Annotated in this window: 15 protein-coding genes and 1 pseudogene; 9 read left to right on the forward strand and 7 right to left on the reverse strand. The window is 62.8% G+C overall.

Annotation, left to right across the window (positions count from 1 at the left end; genetic code table 11):
* Window positions 1–44: 44 nt before the first annotated feature.
* Window positions 45–263: a helix-turn-helix domain-containing protein gene (locus AB0F51_RS27025; protein WP_360284411.1), complete on the reverse strand. Its 219-nt coding sequence runs from the start codon at window positions 261–263 to the stop codon at window positions 45–47.
* A gap of 255 nt (window positions 264–518) precedes the next feature.
* Here AB0F51_RS27025 and AB0F51_RS27030 point away from each other — a divergent pair, with 255 nt between their 5' ends.
* Window positions 519–800 carry a hypothetical protein gene (locus AB0F51_RS27030; RefSeq protein WP_360284413.1) on the forward strand — a complete coding sequence of 94 codons (282 nt, stop codon included), beginning with the start codon at window positions 519–521 and terminating at the stop codon, window positions 798–800.
* A 72-nt stretch (window positions 801–872) separates the two neighbouring features.
* Here AB0F51_RS27030 and AB0F51_RS27035 read toward each other — a convergent pair whose 3' ends face one another.
* The gene (locus AB0F51_RS27035) at window positions 873–1,148 is read right to left on the reverse strand and encodes a hypothetical protein (RefSeq protein ID WP_360284465.1); all 276 of its coding nucleotides are present in this window, start codon (window positions 1,146–1,148) and stop codon (window positions 873–875) included.
* Window positions 1,149–1,244: 96 nt separating this feature from the next.
* Here AB0F51_RS27035 and AB0F51_RS27040 point away from each other — a divergent pair.
* The 5 genes and pseudogenes from AB0F51_RS27040 to AB0F51_RS27060 all read left to right on the forward strand — a co-directional run.
* A pseudogene (locus tag AB0F51_RS27040) lies at window positions 1,245–1,562 on the forward strand (helix-turn-helix transcriptional regulator); the annotation flags it as partial.
* 62 nt (window positions 1,563–1,624) lie between these two features.
* Complete coding sequence (locus AB0F51_RS27045) at window positions 1,625–1,852, forward strand: hypothetical protein (protein ID WP_360284466.1); 228 nt, start codon at window positions 1,625–1,627, stop codon at window positions 1,850–1,852.
* A 602-nt stretch (window positions 1,853–2,454) separates the two neighbouring features.
* A complete protein-coding gene (locus tag AB0F51_RS27050; RefSeq protein WP_360284414.1) occupies window positions 2,455–3,960 on the forward strand; it encodes a hypothetical protein in 1,506 nt (501 codons plus the stop codon).
* Window positions 3,957–6,296, forward strand: coding sequence for a hypothetical protein (locus tag AB0F51_RS27055; RefSeq protein WP_360284416.1), 2,340 nt, complete (start codon window positions 3,957–3,959; stop codon window positions 6,294–6,296). Before AB0F51_RS27050 ends, AB0F51_RS27055 begins: the two co-directional genes overlap by 4 nt.
* A gap of 107 nt (window positions 6,297–6,403) precedes the next feature.
* The gene (locus tag AB0F51_RS27060) at window positions 6,404–6,685 is read left to right on the forward strand and encodes a hypothetical protein (protein WP_360284417.1); all 282 of its coding nucleotides are present in this window, start codon (window positions 6,404–6,406) and stop codon (window positions 6,683–6,685) included.
* Window positions 6,686–6,914: 229 nt separating this feature from the next.
* Here AB0F51_RS27060 and AB0F51_RS27065 read toward each other — a convergent pair whose 3' ends face one another.
* The 4 genes from AB0F51_RS27065 to AB0F51_RS27080 all read right to left on the reverse strand — a co-directional run bounded on the left by AB0F51_RS27065 (window position 6,915) and on the right by AB0F51_RS27080 (window position 16,640).
* Entirely contained in the window at window positions 6,915–7,817 is a 903-nt protein-coding gene (locus AB0F51_RS27065) for a DUF6308 family protein (RefSeq protein ID WP_360284419.1), read from the reverse strand.
* 80 nt (window positions 7,818–7,897) lie between these two features.
* Window positions 7,898–8,569 (reverse strand): hypothetical protein, encoded by a 672-nt coding sequence (locus AB0F51_RS27070; protein WP_360284421.1) that lies wholly within the window; start codon window positions 8,567–8,569, stop codon window positions 7,898–7,900.
* 59 nt (window positions 8,570–8,628) lie between these two features.
* On the reverse strand, window positions 8,629–13,350 hold the full coding sequence (locus AB0F51_RS27075) for a DEAD/DEAH box helicase (RefSeq protein WP_360284423.1): 4,722 nt from the start codon (window positions 13,348–13,350) through the stop codon (window positions 8,629–8,631).
* Complete coding sequence (locus AB0F51_RS27080; RefSeq protein ID WP_360284424.1) at window positions 13,347–16,640, reverse strand: hypothetical protein; 3,294 nt, start codon at window positions 16,638–16,640, stop codon at window positions 13,347–13,349. Before AB0F51_RS27080 ends, AB0F51_RS27075 begins: the two co-directional genes overlap by 4 nt.
* 725 nt (window positions 16,641–17,365) lie before the next feature.
* Here AB0F51_RS27080 and istA point away from each other — a divergent pair.
* From istA to AB0F51_RS27095, 3 genes are all read left to right on the forward strand, one after another.
* Window positions 17,366–18,604, forward strand: coding sequence for an IS21 family transposase (gene istA, locus AB0F51_RS27085; protein ID WP_360284426.1), 1,239 nt, complete (start codon window positions 17,366–17,368; stop codon window positions 18,602–18,604).
* Window positions 18,604–19,413 carry an IS21-like element helper ATPase IstB gene (istB, locus tag AB0F51_RS27090; RefSeq protein ID WP_360284428.1) on the forward strand — a complete coding sequence of 270 codons (810 nt, stop codon included), beginning with the start codon at window positions 18,604–18,606 and terminating at the stop codon, window positions 19,411–19,413. Before istA ends, istB begins: the two co-directional genes overlap by 1 nt.
* A gap of 415 nt (window positions 19,414–19,828) precedes the next feature.
* Window positions 19,829–20,527, forward strand: coding sequence for a hypothetical protein (locus tag AB0F51_RS27095; protein ID WP_360284429.1), 699 nt, complete (start codon window positions 19,829–19,831; stop codon window positions 20,525–20,527).
* A 62-nt stretch (window positions 20,528–20,589) separates the two neighbouring features.
* On the opposite strand, the gene AB0F51_RS27100 is transcribed toward AB0F51_RS27095, so the two are convergent.
* The gene (locus tag AB0F51_RS27100; RefSeq protein WP_360284430.1) at window positions 20,590–21,207 is read right to left on the reverse strand and encodes a DUF6308 family protein; all 618 of its coding nucleotides are present in this window, start codon (window positions 21,205–21,207) and stop codon (window positions 20,590–20,592) included.
* Window positions 21,208–21,512: the final 305 nt, after the last annotated feature.

Here is a 21,512-nt window from a genome sequence, read left to right on the forward strand (position 1 = left end):
GTATCGCTCCACGGTTGAGTGGCCTATCTTCGGGAACTGCCAGGCTACGACGTCTGATCTGCCCGATCGGCAGAGGTCGAGTGTTGTTGGCGGAGGTTCTTGTACCAGTTAATGACGTCCTGGCGGTCGTAGCGTAGGTGTCTTCCTACGCGGTCTGCGGGTGGGCCGTAGTTCTTGACTCGCCAGCCGTACAAGGTTGCCACTGGCACTTTTAGGTATTCCTCGACCTGGTTGACGTCCCAGAGGTTGTCGACTTCTGCCATAGCGTCTCCTCGCTTCCGTCTCTGCGTAGTCAACGGCTGGCTGGATCGCGGTCTGCGTCTAAGATCCAGCCTGGTGCGAGGCGGGTCAGGGTGAGCCGTTGAACGACTCGGGAGATCGAGTCGGAGGTGGCTGTGCCGAGGAAGCGGTTGCCGTTGGGGACTTGGGGCGATATCTGGACCTTCCCGGTTGGCTACAACGATGCCGGGGTTGCCAATCAGTTCGAGGCTCGGGCGAAGTTTCGGGATCTAGATGGCGTGACCAGGCTGGTGGCTGCGCAGGGGAAGACCAAGTCAACGGCGTCGAACAGCTTGCGGGAGAAGTTGATCAAGCGTGAGCGGTTGGCGCAGTCCGGTGAGCTGAAGTCCTCCGACCGGGTCTCGAAGGCTGTCGAGCTCTTCATGAAGGATCAGCAGGCGTCGGTGGAGGCGGAGATCAACTCGCCGGCCACGCTGGAGACCTATCGGTATCAGACGGACAAGAACATCTTGCCGCGGATCGGCGAGCTGCTCTTGAGGAAGCTACGACTCCTCGGGTGAATCGGGTGATCGTGACGATCAAGGATGAGGACGGAGCGGCGTCGGCCAACCTGCGAGAGCATCCTGGCGGGTTCATTCGCTCTTGCGGTCAGCTACGGGGCCTTGAAGTTGAATCCAGTTCGAGAGATCGCATCCCTGGCGAACTCGAGACGCAAACCGACACGGGCGTTGGAGAAGACCGAACGAGACGACTGGTTCGAGCTGCTGAGGCAGGACGAGCGAGCGGAGAAGGCCGATCTGATCGACTTCAGCAAGTTCATGATCGCGACCGGCGAGCGCATCGGTGAGTGCCTTGCTGTTACGTGGCGGGATGTGGATCGGCAGACTGGTGAGGTCGATTGCAGTCATCAGATCCAGCGGATCAAGGGGCAAGGGCTCATTCGACGTCGCGTGAAGTCAGCTGCCGGCGAACGGATTCTGAAGCTCCCGGGGTGGGCACTTGAGATGCTGAACGACCGATGGAAGCCGGGGACCTCGCTTGACGCGCCTCTGTTCCCCGATTCGAAGGGAGGCTTCCGGGATCCCCACAACGTGAGCAAGGCGCTTCGCGATGCTCGGCGGCCCATTGGCAGTCAGCGACGCCGGGAGCTCGGTGCATTGCTGCGGCAGCACAGGAGAGCGGCGAACCTGACTCAGACGCAGGCGGTGGCCAAGCTGGGGTGGCCCAAGACGCGGGTCAGTCTGGTCGAGACGGGACGAGTCCGCGTGGAGATCGAGGACGCGATCGCACTCGCGGACGCGTATCGGATGCCGCGTGCCGCTCGGGCGGCGTTGCTAGAGATGACCGAACTCGCTCGCATGCGCACTGTGGCGGACGAGCTCTCGTGGGTTACCTCGCTCAGTTTCGTAAGACCACCGCGACCATCCTGGAGGATGCCGGCCAGTCGCCGCGACAGATCGCGGACCAGCTCGGGCACTCGCGGTTGTCCACCACGATGGACGACTACATCAGGCGCAAGGCACGCAATCCGGAGGCCGCGAAGCACCTCGACGAGGCGATGCGGTCCATCCATGATCACGACCGACAGGCAACGCCAGGTCCCGATTTCTGACGAAAGGTGTCGAGGCGAGAGCTCAAAAGGATGAGTAAAGAATGAGTGGCGACCCTCGGGGACATGCCCCGAGAGGAATAAGCCCAGTTCAGAGAGCCGACGAGGGGACTCGAACCCCTAACCACCGCTTTGTTGTTCCAGACATCTCAACGCTTGCCAATGTTGTCCGAACATACCCGTGACCTGCAAAGACTTCCCGTCAAGGTAGTGCTCAATGCGCATCGCTACGCACCATTTGCCATCCATTCCGGTCAGTAAAACGGCCACTGGCCTCCATCAGATCGGCTCGCCGTCGGCACAGCCCACGGCGGAATCAGCTGCGATACTCGCAACCATCACACCTGTTCCTGTAGAAGACACAGCGCGAAGCGAGGGACCATCCCTGACGGTGGCACTGGACCGTCCAGGGAGCGAGTCAACGTCTTCGCCGAGCCCACTGCCCTTGTTGAGACTTTCTGGCCCGGGGTCACGCAGGCTTTGGCGCGGAGAACTCACGCCGGGTTCTGCCGAGTCTGTCGACAGGCGTCAAAATAGGCTGAGGATCCAGCTCGAGGACGACGAAGGTCTAGGAGTAATGGTCGATGACTAGTCGGGGGAGGGCGATGACTCGTAAGCCTCAGAGCACCACCTGGGGCTGGGCCGACACTGGTCCAGTCTGGGGAGCCCGCGCGTTCACTCCGAAGTCAGGTCAAGATCACCTCGGTCTTGGGTCGGTCAGCTCGGATCGCATCCTGCCGACCTTGTCACCCGGCATCAACGTGCTGACGATTCATCCGCGCTACTGGTCGTTCTATTCATGGATTCTCGACGACTTCTGGGCAGCGGATCTGCTACGTACGCGTTCTGCCTTTCAGAACTTCTACCGACCGCGAGAAGCACTCTTCGCCATGGCCTGCCACGTCTGCGATGCGCCAGAGCATCAATCGATGGTGGCCAACGTCGTCGGCAGCAGGAGGGTTGGTTCAAGAGCAAACGACACCGCGTTCGATCCGCAGTTCGACTACATCAAGGAAGCCCTCGGCGGATACTCTCTCTACTACCGATCGGCCATGGAACTCACCGGCGTACTTGTAATTGCGAGGCCGACTAACGGGTTCCCCTTCGACGCACCCACTCCATATGGGCGAGCGTTGGCAGCGGCATACCGCGCCGCGGTGAGCGACTCGCGACTCGCTGCGAGACTCGAAAGTGGCGATCTCGTTGCCCCCATCGCACGAGATGTCCTTGTCGAGTTCGCTCGCAAGGGGTGCCTGTGCCAACTCGGTATCGCTAACAACTACGACTTACCCCTCCTGCAGGACCTCTTCCTGCACTCGGGCGCTCCGGCTGAGATCGCTTATCGCGGCGAGACGTTGCGCCTGCTGCTCGACCTCAGTCAGTGCACGCCAGACGAGGCGATCAAGGAGCAGGACTTCCGCCAGTTCGTCTATTTCCGGGCTCTAGAAGGCGACGTCTACACTTCACGTGCTGAACTGGTCGACGTGGCTCGGCGCTGGCGCGTCTATCAGGGACGTGATGAGATCTGGCCGCGGAACGAAGTTCTTGACGAGCACGCCGTGTACGTCGCGTGCCGTGACTACGACGTCGATGACGGGAAGACATTACTGGCACTCATCGCTTTGGTCCTACTGCTGCGGGAGAGGTTCGGGCTTCCATCACGGGTTGCGGAGTATGCGCAGGAGCGCGACCTGCTGTCCGAAGGTGGTGCTCTGCGTATCGGCATGGCCCGCTTCATGCACGTTCTCAACCAACGATTGCTCCGGCAGCCGACACTCGCGGAACTCGCCGAATGGCTGATCCAGGATTTTGTCATTGTGCAACACGAGCGCGTCGCGACAGCCAAGCTTCCCGACGACACCTACAGGGTCAGGAGGGTCGGGGACAACCTCCGGTTCTTTCCACAGGAGGTGCCGGCAGTCTTCAATGACAGCAGGTTCCTTGCCCTCAGCACCATTGTTCACGAGCTTGGCTGGGTCTCCACGTTCCGTGAACCTGATCGTTCACTCACCGCCGCAGGTCGCTCGCTGCTGGCGAACGGTGACTTGCCCTCGGGTGCATTGGACGAGGCAGCCGCCGCATATGAGTTCTCTGGATCCGAGCTTGTATGAGCGCTGAGGTCCAGCCGAGGTTCGTTGTCCCTGAACTCCTACAAGGGCAGTGGACGACAGCGCTGATCTGTACGTACGGCGCCAACCTGACGTTCTTCGAGACCCGGCTAATGAGCCAACTGGCCCAAGTCCCCCTCCGGATCATCCTCGCGGACAGCCACCAGCTGGCGAGCAGGCTCGGGGAGGCTGCTCGCACGGGGCAGCGACACCGTTCGGCCAACAAGGCGTACATTGTTGCCCCAATCCGTCATGTGAGGGCCGCACACGGCAAATTGATACTTTTGCTTGGCCCTGCGAGCGGCCGGCTCGTCGTCGGTTCCGGGAACCTCAGTTACGACGGCTATGCGTCGCCGGGTGAGCTGTGGCGTGTCTTCGCGTACAGCGAAGATCAACCACAGCACCTTGACGAGTTTGCCGCAGCACGGATGTTCGTGGACGCTCTCTCCGAGCGCCAGCTGGTGGATTCCCCAGTGGTCGAGTTGCTGCAAATGGCGTGGGGCGGGTCGAACTGGCTGCCTGAATCGCCGAGCCTGCCAACGGCGATAGCTGGGAACTTCACGGGACCTCTGATCGAGCGGCTGCGCTCGAGGGTCAAGGGGCCGGTGAATGAGCTGATCGCCCACGCTCCCTTCCATGATTCGGACTGCGCTGCCTTGAAAGAACTTGTTGCAGTCTTCAATCCCAAGCAGGTCCGGCTCTTGGTGACAGACGCGACCTCGGCAGATCCTGCCGCAATCGAGCGATCGCTGGACGGCGCGACGCGTGCGATCGTGGAACGAGTTCAGGTCGAAGGCGAGCCGGCGGCGTACATCCACGCCAAGTGGGTGCATCTAATCCAGTCGAGGGCGGAGACCTTACTCAGCGGATCGGCCAACCTCTCCCGAAGCGCTCTCTTGCAATCTGCGAGTAGCGGCAACATCGAGATCGGCGTCATCACCACCGGACCGCGCGGATCCTTCGACTCCATCTACTCCCATCTGGTCCGCACCGCGGTCACGGACATCGCCACTCTCCCCATCAGCTACCAGGCCTTCGCCGATGGAGAGGCCGACGACGATGGCCAGGGCAATCCAGTAGTTCTCTGGAGCAGGCTGGACGGACGCACTTTGACGATTATCTTCAGCGAGCCGCTGGCCGCGGGGGCAACGCTCGAAATCGCCGACCACGCGGGGCGGAGTGTGGAGATCGGGTCCCAGCGGTTGGTTGGAGCGACGGTGCGAGTCTCCCTAACGGCCAGCGGGGCTGCTCTCATCTCCGAAGGAGGGCGAGTGGTTGTTCGTATCGACGGGGTCGACGACTACAGCAGCTCCACCTGGCCATACCAAGTCGCTCACCTGAAAGGGCGACTCGATAAGGCCGGTCAGCGCGAGCGTCTGCCGCGGCTAGCCGATCTTCCGGAGCAGGATGCCGAACTCTTTGAGCTGCTGCGCGAGCTTGACCAAACACTCATCATCGACCGTGAAGCAGTGTGGCGCATCGCCAAACCGAACGTCGGGCGCGAAAGCAGACCAGCCGGCAGCGGTGAGCCGATTGCTTTAGGGGATCTCGACTGGGACCGCGTGCGGCGCGACCCGCGATATGGCGGCTACTTAAGCCGCGGACATACCGCAGGTCTGCCGCCCACGGATATACAGATCGTCCTGGCCGCGATCGGCGGCCGTCTAGTAGACCTGGGCTTGGACACTAGACAGCCGGAGGTTGAGCGTGAGGAGGACCTCGCGAAGGAGGGCGACGTCGGACTCTCGTCGGACGGCCAGCAGGCCGACGAAGAGCTCGAAGATGAGCTGGTTCGCAAGCATATGCCCGTAACGACGCGGACCAGGATGGCCTTCGATCGATTCGTACGCCGGTACGCCACGGCATTGGACGACGAAGACTTCATCGATGAGCTAGGCCCGATCCCTGCCGCGATCAATGCGGTTGTGTTCAACCATCTACTTGTCCGCCTTTTGGAGCGAGACGCGGTATCGCCGCGTTGGGCAGTCCCGCGCAGGCCAAAACCTGGATGTTCCTCTGGGGTAAACCAGGAGGCCAGAGCCTTGCATCGAGGTTCGACGACGAGACGGCCTCGGTGGTGCGCAGCGTACTGGCTGATGCTGGCGCTCGGACTACTACCTTGCGCGGTCTGGCCGGGTCCGCCGACCACATCACTGAGCAAGAAGGATTTGCGGGGCTTCAGAATATGGTGCGCTACCTGCTCACCGATGACGAGTTCGGTCTTAACGTTGATGGTCTCGCCGAGGCAGCTGGCGATCTTCAGATGGCTCCGAGACTGCTGGAAGCGCTGGAACAGGCTGCTGCTCCGACTACAGACGTCGAGATCATTGAGCTCGTAATCGCTCCCTACGGTATTACGCGGCCGTCCGTGGAGTGGCGACAGGAGCAGGTTCGACGGGTTGGGTACGGCACATATCCGTCGACCACCTTCGTCATCACTGCGCCTGTGAGCGACCTGACGGCCGATCGGGCGCGGGAGATGCTAGGCCGCGTCGCGGTGGCCGCCTATTACGCAGGACATGAGGGTACCTACTTCCGACTTAGGTTTGCCGGCAACGGGAAAGCAGTCGCGTTCTGGGACGAGGGTGAGCGCGTCGGGGTCGTCATGGTCGGCGACGAGGAGCAGGAACTCGAATGGATCGATCCGCCCTGGCCGGCGTGGGCGACGAGGCTCGACGAGTTGGAGTCGACTCTCATGGCGCGTTCAAAGGTCGCCCACACCGCCTGAGCAGTCTAGAGTCACCGTGGGATATATGACATACCCACACGGACCTGGCCAGGTAGTAATGAGCGGTTATAACAGCGCGGCGCTGTCAAAGTGTGAGTCGGCGATCTGGCGGGGGAGTCCCAGGACGCTTTGTGATCGCTAGGCAGATCGGCCAGTCACGTCTCATGGCTCTGTCTCAAGCGAGGCCGGCTAACCCAGAACGTGGGGGGTCAGAGCTGCCTTAGTTGATTCATGTTGCCGGCAAATCCGCCAACTCTGTGGGCGACCGATCGCCGCGATCGCCGCCGGCACGCCAGGCGACGATGTCGAGCGCGCGCAGCAGGCTGATCGGCGGATCCGAAGCGAGGTCGGCGATTTCGGCCCAGGTGTCGTACTGATCGACCAGATCTTTGCGCATGGCCATCGCGAGGGCGACGAAGAACTCACCCCATGGCCGACCTCGTCTGACGGGCAGCGGTGCTCGAGGACCGACTTGGTAGCAGCGGCGGACGCGTTCGTCGTAGAGCGGGATGAAGCCTGGCCGCTTGCGGTGCAGAATCTTGGCCAGGATCGTTCCTTGCACGTCCGGGATCGGAGCATCGAGCACAGCGAACAGCAGGCGGATCGGTTCCAGGTCGTCGTCTCCAGCGCTGGCCAGCTCGGCGTCCTCAGGGATCGCCGCGAGGCACTCCTGCAATCGGTTGCGCTGCTGCTGCAAACCGTAGTAGGCCTTCAGGGTCAAGCGGTGGACATTGAGCAGCACAGGGGCCAGCAGATCAGCGTCCTCGATACTGTCCGGGGCGGACCGGGCGTCGTACGCGTCATACGCGGGATATGCCCAAGCCGATGATCCGGTCAGGTATTCACGCGCCCATTCGAACGCCTGCTCACGCTCAACGAGTGCACCGCCCACCCGGACACGCCCCTGTTCGGCGGGAGAGTCTGGGGCCGTGGACTTCTCGCGGGTTTCAGGGTGTGCTCGCTCGAAGGCGCTGGCCAGCAGTTGAGCCACCTGTTGCGCGGTTACGTCGAGCGGCACGGTGACCTCGTACTGCATCGCCGAGCGCCGCCCGACCTGAGTGAACATCATGCTGAGGCGGCCGAGCCCGTCCTCCAACACCGTGGCGTCGACATCCTCAACACGAGCCCGCATCGCTCCTAACTGGCCGCTCGACCTGAACCCAACTCCCTCGAAAGTACTCCGCCAGATTGGCGCGCCTAGGGCAGGATGGCTCATCGTGTCGTCCTTCCAGAAGCTGGTGGCGCTGGATCCCAACTGTCCGGGGGCTCATCGAAGACCTTGCGTGCAGAGGCAAGGACGCCGCGACCGATCATATGGTTGCCGGCGCCTCCTAGTAATACACCAATTCCTAGCGGCACCTGTTTGCTCAACACCAGCAGCCCTTGTTTCGTCCCGTACTTCGTGATGAACCGAGGTCCGAGCAGCGTGTTGAGACGATTAATTGTCGTCATCGGAATCGCGGTCACGATGCGCCTCGCCCAGTGGGGTCCGGTTCGACCGACCGCCTTCCTGAGGGCCCCGGTAGCGCTGTCGCCCATAAGGACGGTCAGTACCAACAACCGTCGGCGCTCCAGGTCTTCCGAGTGGAGCCCATGCACCTCAGCACACGAGAGTACGTAGAGAACGGAAACCTCCGTAAACGCCGCCATGTCGACCAATGCTCCGGGCATACCCGCACCCGGAACCAAGGCAGTCGCCCCCGCCGCACCTCCCGACGTAGTGACCGCGATCAAATAGGCGCGGTCGAGGTACCTGAGCAGTTCATGCGGACTCATCTCAGGATGAATACGGCGAAGACGACCGACGTTGGCCACAGCCAACGCCTGCTGCGACATCAACGCCTTCTCGAATCCTCGCCGCGCGAGGTCCTTAGGATCGATCACAAGAGTCTCCTACAGCTCTGGCCATGAATGAGACACGACGTGCAGTGACTCGGAGGACGTCACAGCGTGGCCGCCGCTCCATTGCTGTCTGGCGTTTCCGGATGCTCTGACTCATTGCCAGCGTTGGCGAGGAGCCTGTGCAGGATCTGTTGGGCGGCGCCCCGAGAGAGTTCGTCGTGATCGCGCTGATTGCCGTAGCTGCGCAAGCAGCCGTAGCACGAGGTCTCCGGACCGCATTCGCATGTACTCACACGCAGCAGAGCAGCGTCGAGCACCAGATCGAGGTTAGCCTCGATCTGCAGCACATGGCCCGCGCCACCGGGGACGGCATCGAAGAGGACCACAGACCACTGGTCGACACCGAATGGTGACAGCGAACCCCCGATGTCTCCGCGCGCAATTTCGAGCACGTCACACGCTGCCTCGATGATCGCGTAGAGGACTGACTTCCACGCCTGTTGCTCACCGCGGAAACCTGGCAGGCCAACGTCAAGTGTCAGCAGATCTGTCTCGTAGTCGTGGCCGAGGTCGAGCGGTCGCTGCGGGCCGGAGCAAGGCAGATTCTTGAGCAAGTGATTGTGCTTTGGTGGCTTGTTCGGATGCAAGATCCTGGCTGCGCCGTGACCACACCAGTCACACACCCAGAAGCCCCTGCTGGAGGGCCCGTCAGCTACGGCGATAAGGCGGCCGCGCGGTCCGACAGTGACCGCGATCTCTCCGCCGCGAAACGACGCTTTGTGAGACCTGGCCTCGGCAGGCTGGGCGAGGACATGGACCGCGCCGCTCCAAGAACGTCGAGGCGGTCGCGGTCCCGGCTTTTGCGGTTCTCGCCCTGCGACGAACCCGTACTCCGGAATCGTCAAAGTCCGGGGGGCCGACTGCATCACCTCCCCACAGTGCTCGCAAGCGGGCTCGACATGCTCGACGCCGTGTCTGAACCCGCCGCAGCGCTTGCACACGTGGTACCGATACTCCACGAGATCACGCCCAGGAAGCCGGTATATCCCGCGGGACGTCCACAGCTGTCCGCCGGCTACGACAGTTGCATCCGGTGCGTATTCATAGATCGCTTGCGACAGGTCCCGCGTCAGGTCGAGGTTGGCGCCGGCACGGCCGGTGTAGCCGAGATTGGTACGCAACTCGACGGAATCGACCGGAAAGCCGTACTTCGGCAGAACGTTGCGGTTGGCCAGGAAACCAAGGAGCTCCCGCTTGCGAAGCGTGTTGCCAACCTGTTGGTAACGCTGTGCCAACTGGAACTTCTGGCTCCGCGCGGCTTCGTCTTGGAGCTGCTCGAGAGTGACTACTTCGTTCTCGAGCTCGGCGCGAACCGTATCGAGGAGCTCGATCAGCGTGGCCGCCCATGTCCCGCCATCTACGTCCAGCTCGCTCGCGACGTCGGCGGGGAGGATATGGCGGAGTGCCTCTGTGATCTCGCCAGGTACAGGGGTCAGATAGCCCTTCACCAACGTTACCGAGGCGTCATGGCCGTTGTCAGAGAGGAAGAACTCACCCGCAGTCCTGTCGATCCGCCCTGTGGACTCGAAGCGCCATCGGAAGAATCCGGCCATCGCAACGGAGTGCGCGTGCCGTCGATCGATACGCTCATTGGCGAGTGGAACGTAGGGCGCTCGGACCGCCCCGGCGATCATGACCTCAGGCTCGGCGAACCGAGTCAGATCATGGGACCGACGTTGCGCGTAGGTCACCACCAAGGCGGCCGTGCCGGAGCGGCGACCTGCACGGCCGGCGCGCTGGAGGTAGTTAGCAGTGCTCGGGGGCATGTTCCGCAAGAACACCGCCTGGAGATCACCAACATCAACCCCCAGCTCGAAGGTCGTCGAGCAGGACAACGTGTTCACATCGCCACGAATGAACTTCTGCTGGATAGCCGCAGCTTCGGTATTCGACCATTGCGCCGTGTGCTCCATCGCCTTGAGGGAGACGGCATGCATTGACCGATAGATCGACCTGTAATGGTCTTCATCCTGCACCGGTGGTACGAACTGCTCGAGCGTTCCCTCACATGCGATCGCTGGGCACACGCCACGTACCGAGAACGGGGCCATGCGACGGCATACATCGCATTGATAGACCGGGTCGGCATCGGTGACCCAGCTCAGCCGCAGGCGCGCGTGGTCAATCTGATGGACAATACCGAGGCCACGTTCGGTGGCCGGCTTGAGCCAGTGAATCGGCGTATGTGCCGCGGTCAGGAAGCTCCAGATGCCGTTCAGCAGCTTCCGTGCATCGCCATCGACGCCTAGGGAGTCTAGTACGCGCTGTGCGTAGTCGACGCGACGGTTGGTTCCCTTACCTGGCAGCCACGAAAGCACCTTGCGGACGGCTTCTGGACCTGAAAGTCGGAGCCGAATCGGTCCTAACCGTGGCGCGAAGATTTCGTGGTTGGGGGGTACTTCGTCTGGCATGGTGACTGCGCCCTGCTGCCGCACCGATCTCAAGAGTTCCTGGATGAAGGCCCACGCCTCATCCTCGGTCAGTCCCAGATCGATCAACGGGCGCGGTGCTTGCCAACTCGGATCGCAGTAGAGGGCAACACGCATCAGCCCAAGGCCTTCGAGCGACTGCCTATCATCCGTAGCAAGTACCTCAGCCATCACCCACGGAGCGATGACGCGAGCTTGCTGCTGAGCGGTCATACCTCCATGGAAGTGCTTGACGGCTGACGCAGCAGCGCGCGCCGTGAACACGACGTCGTCGGGCGCCACAGGTTCCTCGTCAGCGCGTGCCGCTACCAGACCCTGTGTGATGAGACGCCGGCGCTGCAGACGCGCGTAGGAGTCCTCGAGGTACGGCGCGAAGTAGGCCGCAGCCTGGCGACTGTCACTGAATGCCAGCAGCTTCCGTCCCTCGCCAGGCCGTTGCCCCTCACTCAGATCGGCGCTCGGTGGAAGCTTCTGGTAGAGCGACGTCGCGATGACCGCGCCGCTAGCGTCTGAACCTGTCTCGAAGACGCGTACTGTGCCCGAACCACGTGCCCCACAGACCAGGCAGCCTGCGATGTCCTCGCCACTCTGCTTGAGTCGTCGTACTGCACGGAGCTGACCGGATGCGCAGGCCTTGCATATCCCTGCGCCCGGCTTTTCGATGTTTCCACAAGCGGTACACAACTTGGCGTCATCAGCGGTGACATCTACGCCATCGTCGGCAACGGCATCTTCGTCCTCGTCAGTCAGTGCCAGTTGCTCACCGAGCACCATCCAGGTGCCTTTGCTGCCCGCCTTCCGCGGACGGAAACGCAAAACGCCATCCTCCGGCGTCGGCGTACCGACGACATGGACGGCGCCACACCGCTTGCAAGACCCGACCTCGAAGACCGCGGCGGAGCAGTCCGGACACTTGTCGTGCCGTGCGAGGTGGACGTGCGGTCCCTTAGACGACAGGCAAGCGAAAGCACCCTCAGTGGCTCGCAGGAAGAGGTGATACCGCGCCGACAGCGGCGTCGTCCCGTCCTTCGCGCGCAAAGCACTGCCAAGTTCGACCATCGCCGCCAATCCAGCGGCACCTTCAGGCCCTGCGCTGAAGATCGTGGATGCAGCTTCGTCGAAGGTCTGCGGGCCAGCGGCCAGCGCGCTGCGGAGCATCGCCAGAGAGTGCTCGTGGAGCAGCGCGTCTGCTGCCGTCGTCTGGCGAGAACCAGTTGGTTGCCATCCGGCGTGACGTGCTGCTGCCATGACGGCTGCGTCTCTGTTCTCGGATTGAGTCAGTCCGATGTAGTCGCGCGCCGACAGCGGGCCCCAGAACGGCCCAGCCGGCGCATCGACACGCGTGGCGGTCACAAGGTCCTGCCGGTCAGGTGCACCATCAATGTGCTCGAAGGGCTGACCGAACAAGTTCGATGCGAACCGGGTGACTTCTTCCGGGTCAGCGTCGCCGCCCACGGTCGCCGATGTAGCGATGCACTGAATCGGCCGATTGCGAGCGACGCGGTCACGGACACGCCGTAGGAGCATCGCGATCTCGGCTCCCTGGCTTCCGTCGTACACGTGAGCTTCATCGACGACGATGAATCTCCACTTGGAGTCGTCTCCGGTCGCAAAGAGGTCCATGTCGAGGGGACGCAGGAGCAAGTATTCAAGCATCGCAAAGTTGGTGAGCAGCAGATGCGGTGGCGTCGCGCGCATCTCCTGCCGGCTCAGGAGCTCGTTCGGAAGCATCGGTTCACCGATGTTGAGTTCGCCGAAAGCCTCTCGGGCACGCTGAGAATCATTCTCGGTGTCGCCGGTGTACCGGCCGAACGTGATCGCGGGATATCCCGCCAGCAGCTGCCGAAGGCGTTTCATCTGATCGTTGGCCAGTGCGTTCATCGGGTAGAGGAGAAGCGCCCGCACGCCAGGTCCCAGTTCGCCCCGTTCCTGCTCGCGGACCAGACTGTCCAGGATGGGCAGGAGAAATGACTCCGTCTTGCCGGAACCAGTGCCGGTCGCAACGACAACATTGCGGCCGTCAGCGGCCTTCCGGATGGCCTGCTCCTGGTGAATGTACAGGGCACGGTCGAGAGGCAGCGCTTCGCTGGCCAGTTCGGCAAGGCCAGGGGTGAGTACACCTGCCCCGATGAGTTCCTGAACGGACAGGCCGGGAGCGTACGGTGGAGTCGCTTCGAGATACGGCCCCTTGTCGAGCATCGGCGTCTGATCGATCGCCGTTCTCAATGCGGCACCGATCTTCGCATCGCGCACTGCCAGAAGCGACTGTAAGTACCGCCGGTACGTGCTTTTGATCTCGTCGGCCGTGGCGATACCGTCGATGCTCGTGGTCACTGCTTCGTCTCCTGGCTCTTGCTGGTAAATGAGCTTGCCGTGAGAAGCTCGGCGACGATCAGATCGATTGTGACCAGTTGTGGAACGACTTTGGCCAGGTCGGTCCACACACGCGCTTGGCGATCAAGCCAGCCTCCGGCCAGCTCGCTACCGCGCGCGGCATTGCGTGCGGCGAGCGCAAACCCCAATGAGATCGACGGAACGACCCGCCAACCTCCTGTCGCGGTCGGATGGCGTCGCGCGTCAAAGGCAGTCTGGGCAACCGGATTGCCGAGCATTCTGATCATCCGGTCGGTCTCGACAAGAATCTTGTGTGCGTGTCTCATCAGCCAGTCCAGGTGCTGGTCCTGGCGCCCGTTGACCAGCTGCATTGCTGCGATCACCCGGGATTCTGCAGACAGTAAGCCCTGGGGAATCAAGCCCGCTTGGCGAACGAACTCTTCGCGCATAGCCGGCTCCCGATCGAAAATTTCTGCGGCCGCGTCCAGGCGACCCGCCGTAGCGAATCTGTCCTTCCCGACGAGAAACTCGCTCACCACGTCGCCACAGACACCGATCGCGGCCTCCACCTCGTCCGCGGACCACGCAGCATCGGCTCCTGAGAGAAGGGCAGCTGGAAGAGCGCCGCGCATAGACCACTCCGGCGCCTGATCATCGTGTGCGTCCTTCAGGTCCGCCCATGCCAGACGTGCCCGGACGATGAGGTTAGGTATAGCGTCACTCGGCGCCTGAGAACTGGTCAGCGCAAGAAGGGCCGCACGCGGGTCGTTGCGTACTGCCATATCGATTGTGCGAGCGATGTCGTCGATGCGAGGACCCACTCCGAGCTGGGCCAGCAGTCCGCGAACAGACCACAGGCGGGTGAAATCCTCGATGGGTGCCGGGAACTCCCGTAAGCCCGAGAGGAAGGCCGACAACGCGGTTGCCTCCGCGTCATCGTCGATGACGTAACCGTCGGCTTCCAAGAACGTGACTTGCATCCCCTCAGGCCACCCTGGCACAGGAAGCGGCGCCCATGGGTCGTCGACACGGACCAGCACACGGAGCGGACCAGCATCAACCAGCCACTCCGGCAAGGGCACCCGGCCGTCCGCCACCGGGACCACCGCGGGAGCCCGCCATGGTGCGCGGGTGGCGTAGATCAGCGCAGTCAGACCTTCGACATTGACGCAGTCTTCGAGCTCAAGGACACCGTCGCCCACGGTTATGCGACTGAAGAGTTTTCGCGGGCGGATTGTCGCTATGACCAGGCTGCCGTCATCGGTCAGCGCTAGCTTCGCCTGGGGGTTGGCGGCGAGGGTATCGACAACCCGAGCGAGCTTGAAGTGGAACACGCCTGCCCGGCCGAAGGTGGGCTCAACGACCTGAACATCACCCGCCGAGGTGAGGACGTGCAGTTTCGGCTCGGCATCAGCATCCAGGTTCAGAATCAGAACGCCCGGTTGATCGATGATGTCTTCTCGGAAAAGCCTCAGCGGACGAATCGACGGATTGGTGATCGTCTCCGACGATTGATAGGACACAGACATATGCGGAGGAGTCACGACGAGCGTGCGAGATTCGGCGCTGGTACCAACGCGGACGTAACGCTCTCGCTCGTGCTCGGCAAACTCGATCGAACTATCGGCCGCCGTAGCGCCGACCGGAAGTTTCAGCCGCGCGTCACAGTTCTGCAAACCACCTGAAGTGAATCGGCGCCAAGGCGGACTGAAACCTATGCCAAGGCCTTCCATGACAGTCACAGTCCGGCTGGCTCCCCGTCCCCATGGTCCGCGGACTCGGACTGTGAATGTACCGACCACAGGACGTGGAACGGCATCCCAGACAGAGTTGGGTCCAGCCCCGCCGTCCGAGGTTTTCCAGTGCGCGACCGGGCGACCCGTCGAGTCGAGAAGCGCAACATCCCATTCCGCGCCTTCGAGCTGTTCAGGAAGCTGGATGTGAGGAAGCGACGAAACAATCGCATGTCCGCTGGAGGTTCGCACGCCACGCATAGGCTCTTCGGAGCCGACTCGAGCCGATGCTCGATCGCGAACAGCGCGACTGGCACCTCCGACAGAAAGCCCACTCGCTCGCCGAAGATCAAGTTGAAGGAGACACCAACCGGCCCAACCAGGCGGCAGCGGGCTCTCCGAGATCTGAACGGCTTCGCCCACGATCTCACGCGAATTCGGCTCCCCGGGGAAGAGCAGCCATGTCGGCCGAGCGGGCACGGGAAGTCCTGGCGGGAGAAGTACACCGTCTTCCCCAAACGCTAGCATCGGGTCGTTGGCATCAATCACAGGCAGAACGACCTGGAGATCCTCGCGACCGACGAGCGCGACCGCCACCGACCGTACAGGTGAATCGATAGCGACGTCCGTCGCTGGGGCTGGCTCATTTGAGCCAGGCCACAGCGCCTGTGTCTGAACCCTCCTGGTCTGGTCATCAAGGCTGACCAGCCACGCCGCTTGCCCGTCGGGAGCGTCGCCAACTGGCGGAAGCCGCAACAGCACTCCCTTGTCGAAGGGGTCCACGATGAGCAGCGGCTGGACATCAGTGTTGACCGAGGCAGTGCCGTCTCCACGAAGGGGCGTGATCCCGCGCTCCCGGTGGAATCTGTGCGCCGCGGCACGGTATCTCTGCGGCAACGGAATGTCTTCGCCCGTACCGCCAGCCGCAACGGCGTCGACGAGATCGAAGGCCCGGTCGGCGACATCGACGGCAAACTCTCGGCCGTAGCGCAGGAACCTCTGAACCGGCACGTCCACGTTCTGAAACCCGACACTCGCGGCTCTAGTAGCTGCCCAGGATACGAAGCCCTCGGGCGTCAGACCCGGGACAACGCTCCGTTTGTAGGTCAAGATCCTGAAGAAGTCGCCGAGACAATACGTGGGCATCCCAGCGTGGATCAGGATGCGCCCAACGTACTTGGACCCAGTCTCGCCGTCGCCATCATCGAAGGTTGGCAGCCGCAGACGCTGCAGGTTGGTGAGGAAGGCCTCTCCCCACTCGGTGTGGAATACCTGCTCGTTGCGAACTCCAAGAAGCGATACCAACTTCGGCCAGAAGGTGCCGCGCTCGTAATGATCGGCCGCGACCCCGGCCATCGCCAGCACAAACACGGACGGCCATCGTCGAAGCAGCCGCACCCGGTCAGCTGTTCCGGTCTGGCGTTTGTACAGCTGGCCGAGGGCAATCAGCGCTTGCTCGCGATGCGCACGATCGATTTGGTCGAGAACCTCGGCAGCGAGGGAAACGACTTCGACACGCCGGCGCCACTCACCCTCGCGGATCTCCAGCAACTCCATGCGGGTCACAGTCCGCGGCGTCTCCACCCCCACCACATCCCCCAATTGCTCCCGCTCTGCGGGCATCACGTCACCTGGCCCCCACACATTTCGGGCGCCCCACCTGCGGCACGGTTGCTCGCAACATCTGCCGTCAGCGGCCTGACGAGGCGTCAACCGTGCAGCCTAGTGCGCACGCCATGCCCTGATCATCGTTGTAATGGCCGCACCGTTACAGCGAGCTACGGCACGCGGTAGCGTCAGACCGGATCCGGCGAACTTAATGTGTACTCGACAGGTCGCCGACTATCCAGCCCTGCGGTGGGATCGCCGGTTCCCTGCCCGAAGTGCAAACCGTCGGCTAAGGGCAGGTGACCAAACCACATCACCGAACGGTACGCATCGACCGAACGCACGACTTTCGTTCGCAGCCGCTGCAGCTGGACTAAAACTCGAAGATCCGTGCAGCTCGATCATTCAAGGACCCGTCCGGCACGGACGAGCCCAACCTCTGTGACTCCGCTGTCTTCCCCCAGCCTCATCCGCCCCTAACATGCCACGGCATCGCCGACCCCGACGGGGTGCTGGCCCCCCAGCCAGCATGGACTTGATCTCGCAACCGTAGACCCACGGAGCGAGCTGCACCACACCTCGATGATCGCTGTAGCCCGCCCAGGTGTCGACGACGCTCGAAAATGAGGCCGTAGCGACGGTCGAAAACGAGGCCACCCAGACAGATTGGTTGGGTGATCTCAGTGGAGGATTGGGCTCTGATTCGGCGGCTGGTCGCGGACGGTGTTCCGCAGCGTCAGGTTGCTCGGGATCTGGGTGTGGGCAGGTCGACCGTGGCGCGGGCACTGGCCTCGGATCGGCCGCCGAAGTACGAGCGTCCTGCTGTCACGACAGCGTTCACGTCGTTCGAGCCGTTGGTGCGGCATCTGTTGATGGATCATCCGGACATGCCGGCCACGGTGATCGCCGAACGGGTCGGCTGGACGGGATCGATCAGCTGGTTCCGTGACAACGTCCGGCGGCTGCGTCCTGAGCATCGCCCGGTCGATCCATCGGATCGGTTGACCTGGCTGCCCGGCGACGCGGCGCAGTGCGATCTGTGGTTCCCGCCGAGGAAGATCCCGCTCGAGGACGGCAGCCGGGCGTTGCTGCCGGTGCTGGTGATCGTCTGCGCCCACTCGCGTTTCATGCTCGGGCGGATGATCCCGACCCGGCACACCGCCGACCTGCTGCTGGGAATGTGGGAGCTGCTGCTGCGGCTTGGCCGGGTGCCGCGCCGGCTGATCTGGGACAACGAGTCCGGGATCGGCCGCGGGAAGCGTCACGCTGAAGGAGTCGGCGCGTTCACCAGTACCTTGGCGACCACGCTGCAGCGGCTGCGGCCCTACGATCCTGAGTCCAAGGGCGTCGTGGAGCGACGCAACGGATTCTTCGAGACGTCGTTCATGCCCGGCCGCGAGTTCAGCTCGCCGTCCGACTTCAACGCCCAGTTCATCGACTGGCTGGACATCGCGAATGCCCGGACGGTGCGCACCATCAAGGCCAAACCGGTCGAGCGTCTCGTTGTCGACCTGGCAGCGATGCTGGCGCTGCCACCGGTGGCACCAGCACTCGGATGGGCCAACCGGATCCGGTTGGGCCGCGACTATTACGTCCGCGTCGACAGCAACGACTACTCCGTCGACCCAGCCGTGATCGGCCGCATCGTCGACGTCCAGGCCGACCTGGAGCATGTCGAAGTCAGGCACGATGGGCGCCTCGTCGCACGTCACCAGCGAGTCTGGGCCCGCGGCCAGATCGTCACCGACGCCGCCCACGTCACGACGGCGAAGGCATTGCGCGAGCAATACCTCCAGCCGGCTCCTCCGCAGCCGCAACATCAAGCGCTGGTGAGGGACCTGGCCGACTACGACCGTGCCTTCGGGATCATCGACGGTCTGGCTGACACGATCGACGAGGGCGAGGTGGCGTGATGGCGACGACGAAGAAGCTCACCGGCGGTTCGAGCACCGAGGCGCTCAAGCAGTTGACCTACCTCGCATCGGCTTTGAAGGCACCGAGGATCACCGAAGCCGCCGGACGGCTGGCCGACCACGCCCGCGATGCCGGCTGGACCCACGAGGAATACCTCGCTGCCGTGCTCGATCGTGAGGTCGCCGCCCGCAACGCATCGGGCGCTCAGCTACGGATCCGTGCCGCCGGATTCGCGGCCAAGAAGACGATCGAGGAGTTCGACTTCGACGCCCAACCGGCCGTCCGCCAACAGATCGCAGCACTGGCATCAGGCGGGTTCTTGACCGAAGCCCGCAACGTCGTCTTGCTCGGCCCGCCCGGCACCGGCAAGACCCACCTGGCAACCGGCCTGGGGATCGCCGCCGCCAACCACGGCCACCGGGTCCTGTTCGCGACCGCGACCGAGTGGGTCACCCGCCTCACCGACGCCCACCGCGCCGGGCGACTACCCGCCGAGCTCGCCAAACTACGGCGCTACGGACTGATCGTCGTCGACGAAGTCGGCTACCTGCCGTTCGAGCAAGACGCCGCGAACCTGTTCTTCCAGCTCGTCTCATCCCGCTACGAACACGCCTCGCTGATCCTCACGTCCAACCTGCCCTTCAGCGGCTGGGGCGGCGTGTTCGGAGACCAGGCCGTCGCCGCCGCGATGATCGACCGCGTCGTCCACCACGCCGACGTCCTCACCCTCAAAGGCGCCAGCTACCGGCTACGCAACCGCGGGATCGACACCCTGCCAAGCATCAGAACCCAAGACCCGGCAGACTAGAAACCTACGAACCCGTGGCCTCGTTTTCGAGCGTCGGATCGGCCCCAAATTCGAGCGTTGCCGACACCAGGGTTACGGTGAGCGCAAATCCGAAGGCTGTGGGCTCTCAAGGAAGCATCGGGAAGAACAGGCGAGTGAGGTTGAGCGATGTCGGAGCGGCTCGTGCCTCGGAGCACCACCGCGATGAGCCGACGGGAGCAGTTGCGGTGTAGCGATCAGTCACATCGTGGTCTGGGCAGCGAGGTGGTCGTTCCCGCAAGGCCAATGGGTGATCAACATGAATCACCTGCGTCAGAGCATCCTCGCTCTTGGCATCGGAGCAGGAAGAGACTATGTACGAGGCAGCGCTGTACCGCCGGGGGAGCGTCTACCAGGAGATACTCAAGACTGCTTAGTAGCTGTAGAAGGAACATCTATGACCTTAAGTCAGACAGTCGTTGAGGCGGCGTCATGGCGTCTGGCAAGCGAGATCGCACGCCGGCACCCACAACTCATTCGTATCGCGCGTGAGCATCCTGGCGGCGGTCAATATGATGTATTGGCCCTGAGGTCGATTGCCGGGTTAGAAATTATGCTCAATCGCAGCGGCACAATTCAGATACACAGTCGTCACGATCATGGCGACTGCGACTGGGAGCCGACTGAATGGATCGAGTATCTGTGCAACGAACCTCGAGAGTTCTTGAGGCGACTTGAAGCGGCCGCGGGGCTGCCGTCTGTGGCAATGGTGCCAGCAAGTACGCCAGCGACTCTCGTGTACAGGGTCATAGCAGCGATCGCTGCGTCGTCGTTTATGACCGTGCGTCCGATCGAGATCGAGCCTGGCTATGTCGACACGTCTGGTTACGGTGGTGGTCCTGCGAGCTGGCTCGACATGTTCCCAGTCAGCGGTAGCGTCCGCCGGCCGCGGCCGGATGATCCGTTTGGTGAATCTGGGTATCGCTTCTGGATGTGTAGGCGGCCGGGCCTGATGCTGGCGTTCGAGACGAGCGGCGGTAGGGCGTGGGCGACGATGGGAACGCCGATTGACCTGATGCAGACTTATCAATCTGTGGATCGTGATATCGACGCGCTTGCCCTTACGGTCATTCGACATGGGGCTGTCTGCGAGTGAACTCGCTGTCTGGCAGCGAGACCTCCAGTCGCTACGTGGCAACTAGCCAAAGGTCGTCGGGTTCATGTCACAGATTCGTTCAGTGGATCTCCGACCGACAGGTTGCCGGCGGCGCGCCAGGCGACTATGTCGAGAGCACGCAGGTGGCTGATCGGTGGGTTTGTAGCGAGGTCCGCGATCTCAGACCAGGTCTCGTGCTGGTCGACTAGGTCCTTGCGCATGGCCGTTGCTAGAGCGACGAAGAAGTCACCCCATGGACGACCTCGCTGGGGTGGAACCGGTGCCCTCTCAGTGTCTTGGTAACAGCGGCGGATGCGTTCGTCGTAGAGCGGAATGAAGTCGGGTCGTTTGCGGTGCAGGATCTTCGCAAGGATCGTCCCCCGGACGTCCGGGATCCCGGGATCGTCGAGCACCCCGAACAGCATTCGGATCGGCTCCAGGTCCTGGTCCTCGGCGCTGGTCAACTTGGCGTCTTGAGGGATCTCCGTCAGCCACGCCTGCAATCGAGGTCGCTGCTGCAGCAAACCGTAGTAGGCCTTGAGGGTGAGTCGGTTGACATTGAGCAACACTGGCGCAAGCAGGTCGGCGTCCTCGATGCGGTTCGGGTCCGATCGAGGTTGGTATGCGTCGTATGCCGGATAAGCCCAGGCTCCCGATCCCGTTAGGTATTCGCGGGCCAAGCTGATCGCTCGCTCACGTTCAATGAGTGCACCGCCAACGCGAACGATGCCGTGTTCCAGCGGTGCGGCTTCTGGGCTCGCCGTCTTCGCACGGACAGGGGTGCGCCCGCTCGAACGCGTTGACTAGCAGTTGAGCTATCTGCTGTGCCGGTATGTCGAGGGGGACAGCAACCTCGTATTGCATCGCGGAGCGCTGCGCGGTGTGAGTAAAGGTCAAACGGAGACGGCCGAGGCCGTCTTCGACGACAGTAGCCTCGATGTCCTCAATGCATGCCCGCAGGGCACCGAACGAGCCGCTCGGCTTG

Source organism: Kribbella sp. NPDC023855 (genome assembly GCF_040639475.1).
Lineage (GTDB): Bacteria > Actinomycetota > Actinomycetes > Propionibacteriales > Kribbellaceae > Kribbella.